Source organism: Methylobacterium sp. Leaf102 (genome assembly GCF_001422425.1).
Taxonomy (GTDB): domain Bacteria; phylum Pseudomonadota; class Alphaproteobacteria; order Rhizobiales; family Beijerinckiaceae; genus Methylobacterium.
The window spans coordinates 132782-147938 of the sequence record NZ_LMMX01000039.1; the positions used below are offsets into that span (position 1 = coordinate 132782).

General features: G+C 68.1%; 14 protein-coding genes. 7 read left to right on the forward strand and 7 right to left on the reverse strand.

Features of this window, described 5'->3' with window-relative positions; translation table 11 throughout:
• Positions 1-75 precede the first annotated feature (75 nt).
• The 3 genes from ASF27_RS19455 to ASF27_RS19465 all read right to left on the reverse strand — a co-directional run bounded on the left by ASF27_RS19455 (position 76) and on the right by ASF27_RS19465 (position 1028).
• Positions 76-342 (reverse strand): hypothetical protein, encoded by a 267-nt coding sequence (locus ASF27_RS19455; RefSeq protein WP_056175897.1) that lies wholly within the window; start codon positions 340-342, stop codon positions 76-78.
• Between the two features lie 80 nt (positions 343-422).
• The gene (locus ASF27_RS19460; protein ID WP_056362655.1) at positions 423-611 is read right to left on the reverse strand and encodes a hypothetical protein; all 189 of its coding nucleotides are present in this window, start codon (positions 609-611) and stop codon (positions 423-425) included.
• Positions 612-806: 195 nt separating this feature from the next.
• Complete coding sequence (locus tag ASF27_RS19465) at positions 807-1028, reverse strand: helix-turn-helix domain-containing protein (protein ID WP_056362660.1); 222 nt, start codon at positions 1026-1028, stop codon at positions 807-809.
• 362 nt (positions 1029-1390) lie between these two features.
• On the opposite strand from ASF27_RS19465, the gene ASF27_RS23290 reads away from it, so the two are divergent.
• The 4 genes from ASF27_RS23290 to ASF27_RS19480 all read left to right on the forward strand — a co-directional run bounded on the left by ASF27_RS23290 (position 1391) and on the right by ASF27_RS19480 (position 6650).
• Positions 1391-1807 carry a TonB-dependent receptor plug domain-containing protein gene (locus ASF27_RS23290; RefSeq protein WP_244481059.1) on the forward strand — a complete coding sequence of 139 codons (417 nt, stop codon included), beginning with the start codon at positions 1391-1393 and terminating at the stop codon, positions 1805-1807.
• A complete protein-coding gene (locus ASF27_RS19470; RefSeq protein WP_056362663.1) occupies positions 1804-2052 on the forward strand; it encodes a hypothetical protein in 249 nt (82 codons plus the stop codon). The genes ASF27_RS23290 and ASF27_RS19470 overlap by 4 nt, the downstream gene beginning before the upstream one ends.
• Positions 2053-2691: 639 nt before the next feature.
• On the forward strand, positions 2692-5019 hold the full coding sequence (locus tag ASF27_RS19475) for a TonB-dependent siderophore receptor (protein WP_056362666.1): 2328 nt from the start codon (positions 2692-2694) through the stop codon (positions 5017-5019).
• Between the two features lie 17 nt (positions 5020-5036).
• Positions 5037-6650 carry a PepSY-associated TM helix domain-containing protein gene (locus ASF27_RS19480; RefSeq protein ID WP_056362670.1) on the forward strand — a complete coding sequence of 538 codons (1614 nt, stop codon included), beginning with the start codon at positions 5037-5039 and terminating at the stop codon, positions 6648-6650.
• A gap of 23 nt (positions 6651-6673) precedes the next feature.
• Here ASF27_RS19480 and ASF27_RS19485 read toward each other — a convergent pair whose 3' ends face one another.
• Positions 6674-8500, reverse strand: coding sequence for a glycoside hydrolase family 15 protein (locus tag ASF27_RS19485; protein ID WP_056362672.1), 1827 nt, complete (start codon positions 8498-8500; stop codon positions 6674-6676).
• A 73-nt stretch (positions 8501-8573) separates the two neighbouring features.
• A complete protein-coding gene (locus tag ASF27_RS19490) occupies positions 8574-9467 on the reverse strand; it encodes an SMP-30/gluconolactonase/LRE family protein (RefSeq protein ID WP_244481060.1) in 894 nt (297 codons plus the stop codon).
• A 416-nt stretch (positions 9468-9883) separates the two neighbouring features.
• On the opposite strand from ASF27_RS19490, the gene ASF27_RS19495 reads away from it, so the two are divergent.
• The 3 genes from ASF27_RS19495 to glpK all read left to right on the forward strand — a co-directional run bounded on the left by ASF27_RS19495 (position 9884) and on the right by glpK (position 13296).
• Positions 9884-10129: a hypothetical protein gene (locus tag ASF27_RS19495; RefSeq protein ID WP_056267709.1), complete on the forward strand. Its 246-nt coding sequence runs from the start codon at positions 9884-9886 to the stop codon at positions 10127-10129.
• Between the two features lie 117 nt (positions 10130-10246).
• A complete protein-coding gene (locus ASF27_RS19500; protein WP_056362679.1) occupies positions 10247-11752 on the forward strand; it encodes a glycerol-3-phosphate dehydrogenase in 1506 nt (501 codons plus the stop codon).
• 20 nt (positions 11753-11772) lie between these two features.
• Positions 11773-13296 carry a glycerol kinase GlpK gene (glpK, locus tag ASF27_RS19505; protein ID WP_056362682.1) on the forward strand — a complete coding sequence of 508 codons (1524 nt, stop codon included), beginning with the start codon at positions 11773-11775 and terminating at the stop codon, positions 13294-13296.
• 141 nt (positions 13297-13437) lie between these two features.
• On the opposite strand, the gene ASF27_RS19510 is transcribed toward glpK, so the two are convergent.
• The gene (locus ASF27_RS19510) at positions 13438-13896 is read right to left on the reverse strand and encodes a type II toxin-antitoxin system RatA family toxin (RefSeq protein WP_056175869.1); all 459 of its coding nucleotides are present in this window, start codon (positions 13894-13896) and stop codon (positions 13438-13440) included.
• Between the two features lie 56 nt (positions 13897-13952).
• Positions 13953-14927 (reverse strand): lipoyl synthase, encoded by a 975-nt coding sequence (gene lipA / locus ASF27_RS19515; protein ID WP_056362685.1) that lies wholly within the window; start codon positions 14925-14927, stop codon positions 13953-13955.
• Between the last annotated feature and the right edge of the window lie 230 nt (positions 14928-15157).

Below are 15157 nucleotides of genomic sequence, written 5' to 3' on the forward strand. Positions count from 1 at the left end.
ACGGGGTGGAACGGGTCACCGGACCGACCCCTGGACTCTCCGGTCAGGCGACGGCGCCTGCGACGGGTGCCCGTGTCAATGCACTTCCGTCGCGCGCTTGACCTTCTGCTCGCGCTTGTAGGCCGTGATCGCCGAAGCGCAGGCGGGCGTGAGCTTCTTGATGTTCTCCCGGAAGCAGGCCTCCACCTCAGGACCACCCGGCGCGTGGTCGCCGCAATGCTCGAGGTAATCCCCCGTACAGGACCGCTTGAGAACTTCGCGGATCGCCGAGGGATCCGCTTGCGCGACGGTCGGAACCAGAAGGGGACCGAGAACGAGAAGTGTCTTCGTGAGGCGAGCCATGGGCGGAAACATCCTATGCGAGACGATGGCACCAATCCGCCGGCCGGCAACGATCGATGAGTGAAACGGGACTGGCGGCTTCAGGCCTGAAGTACCGGGGCGCGATAGAAGGTGCCGCCGGTCTCACCGGTGAGTTCGACGACCCAGGTCCGCGTCGCATTGCGGCTCGGCGGCGCTGTCCAGCGGCAGGCCCGGGCCAGCCGATCGGCCAGTTGCATCGCGTCGGCGAGGAGCGAGGTTTCGAGGGTCTGGGGGGCACGCCAAACCATCGCGTCGGCGGATCTTATTTGAAGACGATACACGGGACACACTCCTCGGAACGCCGAGAAGTATAGGCCTGCCCAGCGGTGGAGAGGCTTCTTCTAGGGATCGGTCGGGAACGCAGCAATCGTGTGGCGTTGCCTCAACGGTCCATTCTGGTCGCGATACATCCCAAACATGCGGTCCGCCTTCGCGGAGACGGATCAGCGGACCTCGACGAACCAGCGCTTGAAGCTCGCTTTCGGCGAAGCATCGCGGGCAGGACCTGCACCAGCGACCACGATGCACTGGCGGAACTCGCCCGGCGTCATCCCGAACGCCTCCCGGAAACTGCGATTGGCGTGGCTCGCACTGGTGAAGCCGCTGGTCCAGGCGACCTCCCGGATGGAACGCACGTCGTCCCCACGGGACAGGGCCCGGCGCATCGGGTGGATGCCGGCGATGCCGCACCCGAGTCGCGAAGCCGCCGAGGGGCTCGAACATGCGGTATAGCACGCTGCGCGACACACCCGTCCGCAACGCGATCAACTCGGCGGTGAGATCGAGGCGAGCGAGGTTCGCTTCGATGGAGCCGGGCATCTGGCTGCGCTTTGCTGCATCAAAAAGCGGCATGCCGCTCACGTTTCCAGCACTGACTCCCAGGGTCGTGCCAAGCAGGGCGCCTAAGGTCGCGGTGGCGGTCGCCTCCGTCCGGTCTCCCGTGGTCGCACCAGTGCGCGCCAGAGATTGCAGAAGATCCCGAAACAGGGCGTTCCCGCTCGCTGGCAGCACCAAGCCGTGGAGATTGATGAACGGCGACACCATTCCGCGCACATCCGCGGCAGCCCCCCGCGCCGCACGCGTCATGCGCAACACCGTCGCTCTGGAAGACGGCTTTCCCCTGATCCAGCCCGATGGCGTGTCGCGCCTCGACCCTGTCGATCCTCGCACCTCCGAACGCATCGACGTGTTCCGGGGGTCGCAATCGGCGCTGTTCGGCAACTATTCCACCGGCGGCGCCATCGCCCTGCGCACCCGGACGGGCCGCGAGATCGACGGCTACGAAGTCGGCACCGACCCCGGACAACCACTACGGGCTGGCGCGGCTCGGCTACGAGCAGGCCGGTGGCCCATTCAATGGGTTCGGAACGTTCGTCGAGGCCGTGGCCCAGGACGGGGCCTTCCGCGACAGCGCCGATCTGCTGACGACCCCCAGGCGACATGATCCTCAACGCCGGCGTGCCTTACGCCGTCGATCTGCCCGGCCCGTATGCCAAGCGAGTCATCCTCTATCTCGAAGCCCGCAACCTCCTCGACCGCACCTACGCGGCCTCGGCCCAGAACCTCGCCAACAGCGTCGATCCCCGAACCTGCCTGCAGAACGCGGCCGCGGTGCTCGCCGCCACGCCCGGCTCGCTCCTCGCCGGTGCCCCACGCAACATCGGCAGTGGGATGAAGCTGGCGTTCTGAACGCGGTCGTCAGGACATCCCTCGGCATCGACGTGCCAGGTAGACCGACCGGTGAAATTCAGGGGCACGGTGGGGGCACGCATCGTTGGATGGTTGTCTGATCGAAACCACCGGCCGGTGAACTTCGCGTTCGGCCAATCAAAAGTTGTCTACCGCTGGCGTCACCTGGGCGATGCATAAATGCATCGGCGACACCGAAAACCGAGCCGATGACGATGTAGGGAAACCTCAGCCTTGAGGCGGGCGAGAGCTTTTTTCCTGGGCGAATACGCTCGTTCCAGTCACGAAACCGCCGTACCGGTCCCGGGCATATCGAGCCGACTCGGTGCAGGCCGCCGCACCGGGATCCGCTCTGGTATCGCGCGGACGCACGTTGTGCAGGCAGAACCGGCGCCCCCGTCGCAGCCGCCAGTTAGAGGCCGCGCATGGAGGAGGGCACAGACCCGGACGAGGCGTGATTTTGTATTTTGGATTTGGAATAGATCCAGAACATAGCGCTTGCAGCGCTCGGCCGCCATGGCCAATGAAAAGAGTGCGCCGATGCCTCAAGTAGAACTATTCCAATCCGGCGCAGGCGTTCATCGAGTTCCAGTGCGAGTCAGAAATCCCGTGGATCACGTTCCTGCGAAGTCTTGCGAGATGCAGATTCAACCGAGCGGTCAACGCTTGATTGTCCTGGTGTTGCTTTCGAGCGTCGCCATGATCGGCCTGTCCGCCGGCGGGGCTTCTGCTCAGCCCGCTGCCCAGACCGTGACGCTCGATACCCTGTCCGTCGAGGGGGTTGGCCGCGGGCCGGCCGTCGCCGGAACCGATCCGGGGGGCGCCCTCGGAGCCGTGCCGGGTTACGTCGCCTCTCGCAGCGTGGTCGCCACGAAGACCGACACGCCGATCCTGGAGACGGCGCAATCGGTCTCGGTGATCGGGCGCAAGCAGATCGAGGACGCCAACGCGCTGACCATCAACCAAGCGCTGCGCTACACGCCCGGCGTCACCACGGAGCAACGCGGCGGAGCCGGCTCGACCCGCCTCGAACAGTTCCTCATTCGCGGCTTCAACGCTCCGGTCTTCCTCGACGGCATGGCGCTGCTCGGTGGGCGCGATGCCAACGCCAGTGTCGATCCCTACCGCTTGGAGCGCATCGACGTCATCAAGGGCCCGGCTTCGGTGCTCTACGGCCAGTCGGGTCCGGGCGGCATCGTCAACCTCGTCTCGAAGGTGCCGCGCTTCGTGGAGCACGGCGAGATCTTCGTGCAGGGCGGGGGATTCAACGAGGTCCGCGGCGGCGTCGATGTCGGCGGCCCAATCCATTCCGACGTGCCCGGTCTTGCCGACCAGTTCGCCTATCGCATCGTCGGCTTCGGCTGGAACGGCGACGGCCCCGTGGACACGACACGCGTCGAGCGTGTGCTGATCAACCCGAGCGTGACGTGGCGCCCGTCCTCCGACACCTCGCTGACCATCATCGGCAACTACCAGCGCGATCCGTTCTCGGGCTTCTACGGCGGCTTCCCGGCGGTCGGCACGGTGTTCCCGCGCAACTTCGGCAGCGGCGTCATCGGTCGCCTCCCCGTCAACTTCTACGACGGCGACCGCAACATCGAGCGCTCCGACCGCACCCAGGCCTCCATCGAGTACCTGTTCGACCACCGCGTGAACGAGAACCTCCGGTTCCACTCCGCCGGCCGGTACCTGCGCACGCAGGGCGACTACCGCAGCGTCTATAGCGCCTTCAGCCCACTCAACGGGCCCTTCGCGTCCGGCCCGCTGTTGCCGCGCGCGGTCATCGGCACACAGGTCGATGCCGAAGCCTACACCATGGACACCAACGCGGTGATGACCTTCGACACGGGCTTCATCGCCCATACGGCCTTGGTGGGCGTCGACCACCGTACCTTCAGCACCCGGACCCTCGGGACGCCGTTCCCGACGGCGCCGAGCCTCAACGCCCTCGCGCCGGACTACGCGATGAACATCGCGTTCCCGGCCTTCAACACCGCATCGCGTGTCGATGCGCAGCAGACCGGCGTCTACTTCCAGGACCAAGCGAAGTTCGACCGTCTCGTCCTCACGTTGGGCGGACGCTACGATGTCGCGAGCCAGACCGGTCCGACCCGGTCCTTCAACCTGGCGAACAACACCAGCACCCTGACCCTTCAGGATGCGCCGGCCGATGCCTTCACCGGCCGGGCGAGCCTGCTCTACCTGTTCGATTCGGGCGTCGCCCCGTACGTGTCCTACAGCCAGGCCTTCGAGCCCATCGTCTCGGGACGAGTCTTCGACCCCGCCTTCGGCACCGTCGGACGCATCCCCAACCCCCAGCTGAGCGATCAGTACGAGGCCGGCATCAAGTATCAGCCCCCCGGCACCGACATCCTGCTCACCGCGGCGGCCTTCGACATTCGTCAGTCGAACCGGACCACAGCCGATACGACGCTTGGCCGTCCCACCGGCTTCGTGCTGCAGACCGGGCAGGTCGGCGTGCAGGGCTTCGAGTTCGAGGCACGGGCGAACCTCGCCGAAGGTCTCAGCCTCATCGGCGGCTTCTCGGTTCTCGACGCCCGCAACGTACGCGACGACGGCAGGACCCTGAACGACCTAACCCAGCAGAACGTGGCCCTCGAAGGCCGCCGTCCCGTGCTGGTGCCGGACAAGACCGCCTCGCTGCTGGCGACCTACCGCTTCCTCGACGGGCCGCTGCTCGGCCTCGAGATCGGCGGCGGCGTGCGCTACCTCGGACCGTCCTGGGGCGACGCCGCCAACACCTTCAAGGTGCCCGAGAGCGTGCTGGTGGATGCGACGGCCTCCTACGACCTGAAGTATCTCGATCCCTCGCTCCAGGGCTTCTCCATGCAGGTCAACGCCACCAACCTCCTCGACGAGCGCTACGTCAGTGGGTGTAACGGCTACACGAGCTGCTATTACGGCTTGCCGCGCACGGTCTACGCGACCCTGCGCTACCGCTGGTAAGGTTCAGGGAGCCGGACATGAAGAACGGCTTTCGCCAATCCATGGCCTGGCTGCACACCTGGGCCGGCCTCATCGTCGGCTGGGTGCTGCTGGCGGTCTTCGTGACCGGAACGGCGAGCTACTATCGGGCCGACATCTCGCGCTGGATGCGGCCCGAGTTGCAGCATGTCTCGGCGGCCACCGATCCGGCCGCTTTGGCGAAGGCCGCCGAGATCGGCCTCGCCTACATGACCGAGCACGCGCCGAACGCCCGGACCTGGTTCATCGGCCTGCCCCGGGCCGAGAGCCCCGTCCTCGATCTGTTCTGGCGCACGAAGCCCGGCACGCCACCGGGCCATGCCGTCCTCGACCCGGTGACCGGTGCCCCGGCCCTCATGCGGGATACCAAGGGCGGCGATTTCCTCTACCGATTCCACTTCGAACTGCACATGCCGCCCCTCTGGGGCCGCTGGATCGTCGGCATCTGCGCGATGATCATGCTGGTGGCCATCGTGTCCGGCATCGTCACCCATCGGCGGATCTTCGCGGATTTCTTCACCCTGCGGCGGGACAAGTCGGCCCAGCGCGGCTGGCTCGACGCCCACAACGTCACCGGCGTGCTCGCCCTGCCGTTCCACCTCATGATCACCTACACGGGCATCGTCACCCTCGCGCTGATGTACATGCCGTGGGGCGTGACCACCGCGTATCGCGGCGACAATCAGGCCTTCTACGCCGAGAGCGGACAGATCACGGCGCAACGCCCAGCCGCCGGGCGCCCCGGACAGCTCGCACCCGTCGGACCGATGGTGACCCGGGCGACGGCACTCGTCTCCGAGCCCCTCGAACGCCTCTCCGTCATCAACCCGAAGGACGCCAACGCCACCGTGGTGGCGGTGTTCGAGGAGCCGCACGGCCTGTCGCACGCGCATCCGCAGGTCGCCTTCGACGGCACAACGGGGGCCGTCGTGGAGGTCCTGCAGGGTGGTCTCAAGCCGGCAGCCGAGACCTTCACCACCATGGTCGGCCTGCACGAGGCGCATTTCGCCGGCACGGCCCTGCGCATTCTGTTCTTCGTCTGCGGCCTCATGGGCAGCGCCATGGTGGCGACGGGTCTGATCCTGTGGTCGGTGGCGCGCCTGCCGAAGCCCGGCACGCAGCCGTTCCTCGGCTTGCGTCTCGTCCAGGCCCTCAACATCGGCACCGTCGCGGGCCTGCCGGGGGGCATCGCCGCCTACTTCCTCGCCAACCGCCTCCTGCCCGTCGGGTTGGTCGGCCGGGCCGATTGGGAGGTCTACGCCTTCTTCGGCACCTGGGCGCTCGCCATCCTGCTTCCCCTCGCCCGGCCGCAGCGCAGGGCTTGGGTCGAGGCGATGGCGGTGCTGGCGATGCTCACCCTCGCGGTGCCGGTCTTCGACGTCGCCACCATGCCCGCGCACCCTCTTCGCACGGGGACGGGCGATGCCGCGCTCTTCCTGTGGTTCGACGGCGTTCTGCTGGCGCTCGCCGCCCTGTTCGCCCTCTGCGCCCTCAAGGTCGGACGTTACCAGGGGCCGGGTGCGAACCGGCGCACCGCCACCGTGCAGGCGCCCCGCTCGACGATCGCACCCGCCGGACACCAAGCCGCCGAGCGTCACGCTGCCATGACCTGATCCGCGTCAGGACCTGATCCGCGTTAGGCCGTGGTCAAGCTCGGTGCCCGCCGCGCCGCGGTCTCGCGCAAGGAGCGGTCGGCGTAGGTGCCCTTCAGGGCCGCACGGCCGCCATGGTCGAACAAGTCGAGCATCAGCGCGCTGTGAATGAAGGCGAGGTGGCTGAACGCCTGCGGGAAGTTCCCGAGGAACGTCCCGTCCTCCGCCACCTCCTCGGCGTAGAGCCCGACATCGTTCTGAAGGGCGCGCAGGGCCTCGAAGCGGGTCCGGGCCTCGCCGTCGCGCCCGAGCCAAAGCAGGGCGTCGACGAGCCAGAACGCGCAGATCACGAACGTGCCCTCATGCCCCGGCAGCCCGTCGTCGGTCTTGTAACGGTACACCAGATGATCGTGCCCGAGGCGGGCGATGATTTCGTCGACGGTGCGGGCGAACACCGCCTCGTCCACGGGAAAACCCACCATGGGGGCGATGAGGAGCGCGGCATCGACATCGTCGCTGCCGATGAACTGCGGATAGTAACCCGCCGCGTGAACCGCCTTTCCGTTGACGCAGGCGACGATCCGGTCGCGCTCACGACACCAGTCCGGCCGCTCGCCGAAAAGACGGATCGCCCGGTCGAGGGCGACCCAGTTCATGATCGCGGCATGGAGGTAGCGTTGCTCCGGCTTGCGCGGCTCCCACAGGCCGGCATCGGGCTCGTTCCAATGCGCGGCCGAGAAGTCGGCGAGTTTCGCGCCGTGCGCCCGAATCGACCCGCTCAGGGTGCCGCCGAGGCGCTCGTAGAGATAGATGAGATCGAGCACCTGACCGTAGGCGTCGCTCTGGTGCTGCTCGGCCGCCTCGTTGCCATGGCGCACGGGCGCACTGCCGCGCCAGCCCTCGAAATGCGTGATGGTGCGCTCGGTGAGATCCGCCTCGCCGGCGATGCTATAGAGCGGCGCGAGGGCGCCGGTGTTGCGGTCGGCCAGATCGGCCACGAAGCCGAAGAACGCCTCCGCCTCTCCGATCATGCCGAACTTCTTCAGGACGTAGAACGACAGGCACGCGTCGCGGATCCAGCAGAAGCGGTAATCCCAGTTGCGAATGCCGCCGATCTCTTCCGGCAGCGAGGTCGTGGCCGCCGCCACGATGGCGCCGGTGGGCTCGTAGGTCAGGGCCTTGAGGACCAGGGCGGAGCGGATGAGTTCATCGGCGAGCGGCCCACGATAGGCCGCGTCCTCCGTCCACAGCGACCAGGCCCGACGTGTCACCTGCAGCAGGTCGCGCAGCTTCGGCAGGGCAGCCGGGGTTGCATGGAGATAGAGCGCGAAGCCGACATCTTGGCCGCCCTCCACGGTGAAGCGGGCCACCGCGATGCCGTCCTCGACGGTGAACGCCGCATCGGACACGAGATGGGGGTGATCCGGGGCAGTCACCTGGCCGTCCGTAATCATCAGATCCGCGAAACTCTCCGCGAATCCGTCGAGGGGGCGGTAGAGCGCCACCATCGGGACGGCGCCGGACACACCGGTGACGAGGCGCACGAGGCGGGGGCGGTCCACGCCGGCCTGCCTCGGAACCATGAAGTCGTGCACGGTGACGAGGCCGCTCGGGGTGGTAAATGTCGTTTCCAGGATGTTGGTGCGGCTCACGTACTGCCGCGCCGTCTCGAATCGCTCCGCTGGCTGAAGGGTGAAGTATCCGCCGCGCGTCCGGTCGAGGAGCCGCGAAAAGGTCGGGTCCGCGTCGAAGCGTTCGAGGCAGGCCCAGTCGATACCGCCATCGCGGGCGACGAGGGCACAGCCCTCGCAGTTTCCGATGAGGGCATAGGCCTCGATGGGCTGGTAGGGCCGGTCGCCGAACGCTGTCATGGGGATCCTGTGCGGGGCACTGCTCGGCGGCCGCCCGCTCTGTGGAAATGTGGGATGCGGAACACCGGTTCAGTCAGGCGGTGAGACGGAACGCCGGTTCGAGCAGCCCGCATGCACCGATGCCGACGAGGAGCGTCCGGCCGTGCTCCGGGTCTGCGGCACGCTCCGCCTCGTCCAGGCCCTCGTAGGCCGAGGTCACCAAAAGCTGGTCGAGGTCGCGCCCGGCGAAGGTCGGGCAGGTCGGCTGGCGCGGCGGCACCGGAACGGTGCGGATGCGGTCTCCCGCCGGGCTGTAGGCGTCGAGGCAGGCAGCACCGAAGCGCGCCGTCCAGATCACCCCGTCCGCGTCCACCGCCGCCCCGTCGATGCCACCCGTGCCGTCGCCGTGGTGGTAATGGGTGTCCGGCTCCCCCACCGGAATACCGGTGGCGGGATCGACGGCGACGCGCCGAAGCACGCCCTCCATTGTATCGACGAAGTATCCGACCCGGCCATCGGGCGAGAACGCGATACCGTTCGGGATCGTGATCCCGGAATACAGCCGCGTCACCCGGGTGCCGGCGACGTGATAGATCGCGCCGCGCCCCCGCTCGGCGTCGCGTCCCATGGTGCCGATCCAGAGGGCACCGCTCGGGTGCACGCGGCCGTCATTGGCACGGGTGGACGGATCGTCGTCCTCAAGGGCGCAGTGACGCGTCAGACGGCCATCTAAGGGCGTGCGGACATAGAGACCATCCTCACCCGCCAGGAGGTGGCGCGCTCCGTCGATAGCGGCGATGTAGCTGGCCATGAACGGCAGGTCGTGGACGCGTACGGGCCCGGCCCCCTCCCCAAGGGGCATTTCGAACAGGCGTCGGTCCAGGATATCGACCCACCAGGCCGTATCCGTTGCCGGGTCGTAGCTCGGCCCCTCGCCGAGATGGCACCGGGGGGCGTCGAGAACACGGATCGTCGGTTCGGTCGTCACCCGCATCTCCCGCTGTGATCGGCGGTCGATGACGCCCGCATGGGGGCAAAAGTTCCTTTCGGATCAACGCCAAAGGCCGATCGGTTGTGCTTATCCGCGCACGTTTGAGGCGCGCGGAAAATCCTTCCGCCCCGCGCATCGACCTATCCCCCCTGCAGAACCGGCGACCCCCTGCGTGGCCGGACGGCACGCCTGACAGATCCAGCGGTTCGTGAGGTTCAACGGGCGGGCACCATGATTTCGTAAGGACTTCGTCAAGACTTGGACATTATTGCCGGTCACATGCACGGCCGGCCGCCGCAACGATCCACCGGATCGAACGGGCCGATATCGAACGCTCCCTTCCCCGTCGTTTTCCACACCCTGCATCGGGGCCGGCCCCGTGCCGGCTCGGCGGCCATCATAGGATCTGAACCGTGAGCTTCACCGTCCACGCGCGGATTTCGCTGCGCGCGCTCTCCTACCAGCACGGTTCGATCGTCAGTGCCCTCGAGCAGGGGCTGTCCCTCCTCACCGCCGGCATGTCGGACGTCCGCATCGTCGATGCGAGTGGGCGGAGCCACAACCCGACGGCTCTCTACGCCGCGCTGTTCGGGCCCCGCTCCGCCGCTGCCGTTGCGACCGTCGAGGCCGAACCGTTGGTCCTGCCCCTAGCCGCCTGAAACCGGGCGTTACCGTCACGGTCGACGACGGGGCCGACCTCGTGGAAGGATGCGGGCGGTCCGGTCTCCGTCGCGCGCGACATCGGCCCGGGGAAGCGATTTCGGCCCGGAGGTCTCGTGACGGAGGACGTCCATCCCTACGATCTCGCCATCATCGGCGGTGGGGTGAATGGCTGCGGTATCGCGCGGGACGCAGCGGGGCGCGGCGCGCGCGTCGTACTCTTCGAGCAGGGCGATCTCGCGGGCGCCACCTCGTCGGCTTCGACGAAACTCATCCACGGCGGCTTGCGCTACCTCGAACAGGGTGCTTTCCGGCTCGTCCGCGAGGCGCTGATCGAGCGCGAGATTCTGTGGGGCATGGCCCCGCACATCATTCGCCCCTTGCGGTTCGTCCTGCCGCAGACGGCAGAGCAGCGCCCGGCCTGGCTCCTGCGCCTCGGGCTCTTCCTGTACGACCATCTCGGCGGCCGCCGTGACCTGCCCCCGACCCGCGCCTTCGACCTCGCCCGCGATCCCGCCGGATCGCCCCTGCGGGCCGGACCGTCGCGGGCATTCGAGTATTCCGATTGCTGGGTCGACGATGCCCGGCTCGTCGTTCTGAATGCCCTGGATGCCGCCGAGCGCGGTGCCGCGATCCACACCCGCACGAAAGTGATGCGGGCGCGCCGGACGAACGGTCTCTGGGAGATCGAGACGGGGGCGGCCGGAGGAAACGCCGTCGTGCGTGCCCGGGTGCTCGTCAACGCCGCCGGCCCCTGGGTCGCGGACGTGCTGTCGGGGATCGTCGGCCGCAACACGCGGGCCGCCATCCGCCTCGTTCAGGGCAGCCATATCGTGGTACCGGCCCTGTTCACCCATGACCGCGCCTACCTGTTCCAGAACGGCGATGGGCGCATCGCCTTCGCGATACCCTACGAGGGGGATTTCACCCTCATCGGCACCACCGACCGCGACTATGCCGACGACCCGGCCCAGGTCGCGGCGGGCCCCGAGGAGATCGCCTATCTCTGCGATGCGGCGAGCCGGTGGTTTCGCGCACCCGTACGACCGGAGCACGTGGTCCGGAGCTTCTCGGGGGTGCGCCCGCTCCACGACGATGGGGCCGGCGCGGCCCAGGCGGCCACGCGCGATTACAGACTCGACCTCGATGCACCGGACGGCGAAGCGCCACTGCTGTCGGTGTTCGGCGGAAAGATCACCACCTATCGGCGCCTCGCCGAGCACGCCCTCGACCGGTTGAAAGTCCACCTTCCCGCTGCCCCGGCCTGGACAGCAGGAAGCACGCTTCCGGGCGGTGATTTCTCACGCGACGGGATGCCGGCCCTGGTCGCAAGGCTTCGGGGCGCGGCGCCATGGCTCGCCCCGGGGCATGCAGCGCGGCTGGCAGGGGCCTATGGGACCCGCGCGAGGGAAATTCTCGGGACCGCCACCGCTCCAGCCGGCCTCGGCGAAGTCTTCGGCGCCGACCTGACGCGGGCCGAAGTCGACTACCTCGTGCGGGTCGAATGGGCGCGCACCGCCGAGGACATCCTCTGGCGACGCTCGAAGCTCGGATTGCGCGTCCGGCCGTCCGAGGTTGCCACCCTCGACGCCTATCTCCACCGTGTCGCCAGCGCGGCCTGACGCCGATCGGAGGCTCGCCCATGCCCACTTTCGTCCTCGCCATCGACCAGGGCACCACCTCGACGCGGGCGATGCTGTTCCGGCCCGACCTTTCAGTGGCGGGCATCGCACAGGCCGAGATCGCCCAATCCTATCCGGCCCCGGGCTGGGTCGAACACGATCCCGAGGGCATCTGGGCGAGCGTGCTCACCACCGTCCGGGCGGTGCTGGCCCGCGCCGGGGTGACGGCGGCGTCCGTCGCCGCCCTCGGAATCACCAACCAGCGCGAGACGACGCTGATCTGGGATCGCGCCACCGGTGCGCCGATCCATCCGGCCCTCGTCTGGCAGGACCGGCGCACGGCCGATGCTTGCGCGCGCCTGAAGGCCGAGGGGCACGAGCCCCTCGTCACCGCCCGCAGCGGCCTGATCCTCGACCCCTACTTTTCGGCCACCAAGATCGCCTGGCTCCTCGATACGGTGCCGGGCGCCCGCGCCAGCGCCGAGCGCGGCGAACTGGCCTTCGGTACGGTGGATTCCTGGTTGCTGTGGCGCCTCACCGGCGGCCTTCACGCCACCGACGCCACGAACGCCGCCCGAACCGCCCTGTTCGACATCCATCGCGGGACCTGGGACGACGATCTCTTGGGCCTGTTCGGCATTCCGCGCGCCCTGCTGCCGGAGGTGCGCGACTGCGCCGGGGATTTCGGCAGCACGCGGGCCGACCTGTTCGGCGCCGCGATCCCCATCCGGGGGGTCGCGGGGGATCAGCAGGCGGCGACCATTGGGCAAGCCTGCTTCACTCCCGGCATGGTCAAGGCCACCTACGGCACCGGGTGCTTCGCCCTTCTCAACACCGGCGCGGAGCCTCGCGCCTCCACCAACCGCCTCCTCACCACCATCGCCTATCAGTTCGCCGGTCGGCGCACCTACGCCCTCGAAGGCTCGATCTTCGTGGCCGGCGCCGCGATCCAGTGGCTGCGCGACGGGCTGGGTGTGATTCGTGACGCGGCCGAGAGCGGCCCCCTCGCCGCAAGGGCCGACCCGGCCTCCGAGATCTATCTCGTGCCGGCCTTCGTCGGCCTCGGCGCACCGCATTGGGAGCCCGACGTGCGCGGCGCCCTGTTCGGCCTCGTCCGCGACACGGGCCCGAAGGACCTCGCACGCGCCGCCCTCGAGAGCGTCTGCTACCAGACCCACGATCTCCTCGCGGCCATGCAGGCCGACTGGCCGCACGCGGAAACCGGAACAGTCCTGCGCGCCGATGGCGGAATGGCCGCCTCCGACTGGACCATGCAGCGCCTCGCGGACCTCCTCGGCCTACCCGTCGACCGGCCGGTGGTGCGCGAGACCACCGCGCTGGGGGCCGCCTACCTCGCCGGATGGCACGCCGGACTGTATCCGGAACCCGACGACTTCGCCGGCCTCTGGCACCTGGACCGCCGCTTCACTCCCGCCATGCCGGACGCCGACCGTTCGGTGCGCCTCGATGGCTGGCATCGGGCCGTGCGGGCCCTGCGCGGCATGCGGGCGCCCCTGGAGGCGGTCGAAGGCCCCCTGCCCTGAAGGATCTCCGTCGAACACCCCGACGCACGCCGACCGCGACGTCGTGACAGATGGCTCGCCGGAACTGGCGACGGGCCCCGTAGCTCCGTTCGCGCCCGGCACCCGGGCGATCGCCGTGATGCGCAACGCAATCCGCGACGGTCAGGCGGTGGCGCCGTAGACCTTGTCGGCGCGGGCTTCGAAAGCATCCGTGAACTTGCGAAAAGCCCGGTCGAACATCGTGCCCATGAGAAGGCCGAGGGTCCGGCTCTTGAATTCATAGGTGATGAAGAAGTCGACGTTGCACCCACGCCCGTCCGCCTCCTTGAACAACCAGCGGTTCTCGAGGTGGCGGAACGGGCCGTCGATGTATTCGGCAATGATCTTCAGGTTCGCCGGATCGAGGGTCACCCGGGTTGTGAAGCGCTCGCGGATCGCCTTGTAGCCGACCCCCATCTCGGCCACGAGAATCTCGGTGCCGTTCTCACCCGACTGCCGACGCAGGACGCGTAAGGATTCGCACAGCGGCAGGAACTCGGGGTAGCGCTCCACATCGGCGACGAGGTCGTACATCGCGCGCGGGCTGTGCCGCACGAGGCGGTCGATACGAAAAGACGGCATGCGGGGCTTCTACAGCATCGGTCCGGAGGGTGGGAACCGGTTTTCCGGCCGATGCGTCAAGCGTGCACCGCCTCCGGCGCGAAGCGGGCAAGCCGCGCAGCCTTCAAACGAGCGAAGTCTTCGCCGGCATGATGGGAGGAGCGGGTCAGGGGTGTCGCCGAGACGAGGAGGAAGCCCTTGGCATAGGCCGTGGTCTCCAAGCCCTTGAACTCGTCGGGCGGCACGAAACGGACCACCTCATGATGCTTCTTCGTCGGCTGGAGGTACTGACCGATGGTGAGGAAGTCGACGTCGGCCGAGCGCAGATCGTCCATGAGTTGAACCACCTCGTTCCGCTCTTCGCCAAGACCGACCATGATGCCGGACTTGGTGAAGATCGTCGGGTCAAGCTCCTTCACCCGCTGCAGCAGGCGCACGGAATGGAAGTAGCGGGCTCCGGGGCGGACGGTGAGGTAATTGCCCGGCACCGTCTCCATGTTGTGGTTGAACACGTCGGGCCGCGCCGCGACCACGACCTCCAGGGCGCCGTCCTTGCGCAGAAAATCGGGTGTCAGGATCTCGATGGTGGTGGAGGGGCTCATCCGCCGGATCGCCCGGATCGTGCGGGCGAAATGCTCGGCGCCGCCATCGGCGAGGTCATCCCGGTCGACCGAGGTGACGACGACGTGGTGAAGCCCGAGCTTGGCCACGGAATCCGCGAGCTTCTCGGGCTCGCCGGCGTCGAGACCCTTCGGCAGGCCGGTGCGAACGTTGCAGAACGAACAAGCCCGCGTGCAGGTGTCGCCCATGATCATGAAGGTGGCGTGGCGCTTCTCCCAGCACTCGCCGATGTTGGGGCAGCCGGCTTCTTCGCACACGGTGACGAGGCCGTGTTCGTGGACGATGCGGCTCGTCTCGGCCCAGCCGGGGGAACCGGGGGCCCGGACGCGAATCCAGTCCGGCTTGCGCTGGATCGGCTTGTCGGGCCGGTGCGCCTTTTCCGGGTGCCGGGGGCGCTGATCGTTGCGCAGGAGATCGAGAACGACGGCCATCTCACACCAACAGGGTGCGCCCGCGACGGCGGGTGCCACAGGCCAGACTTAAGGGGTCGCCGGGTCGATCGCAAACCGAGCCCGGGGGGTTCGCAAACGCCCGGGCCGATCTGTCAGTCGCGCTTGGCTGCACAATCCGTGCGCATATCGCCGTCGATCGGGGGAACCGACCACGGGCGAACCCGTTACAGACCGCGTTTCCGCGGCGATGAGCGCTGCGAGCTGCCCCA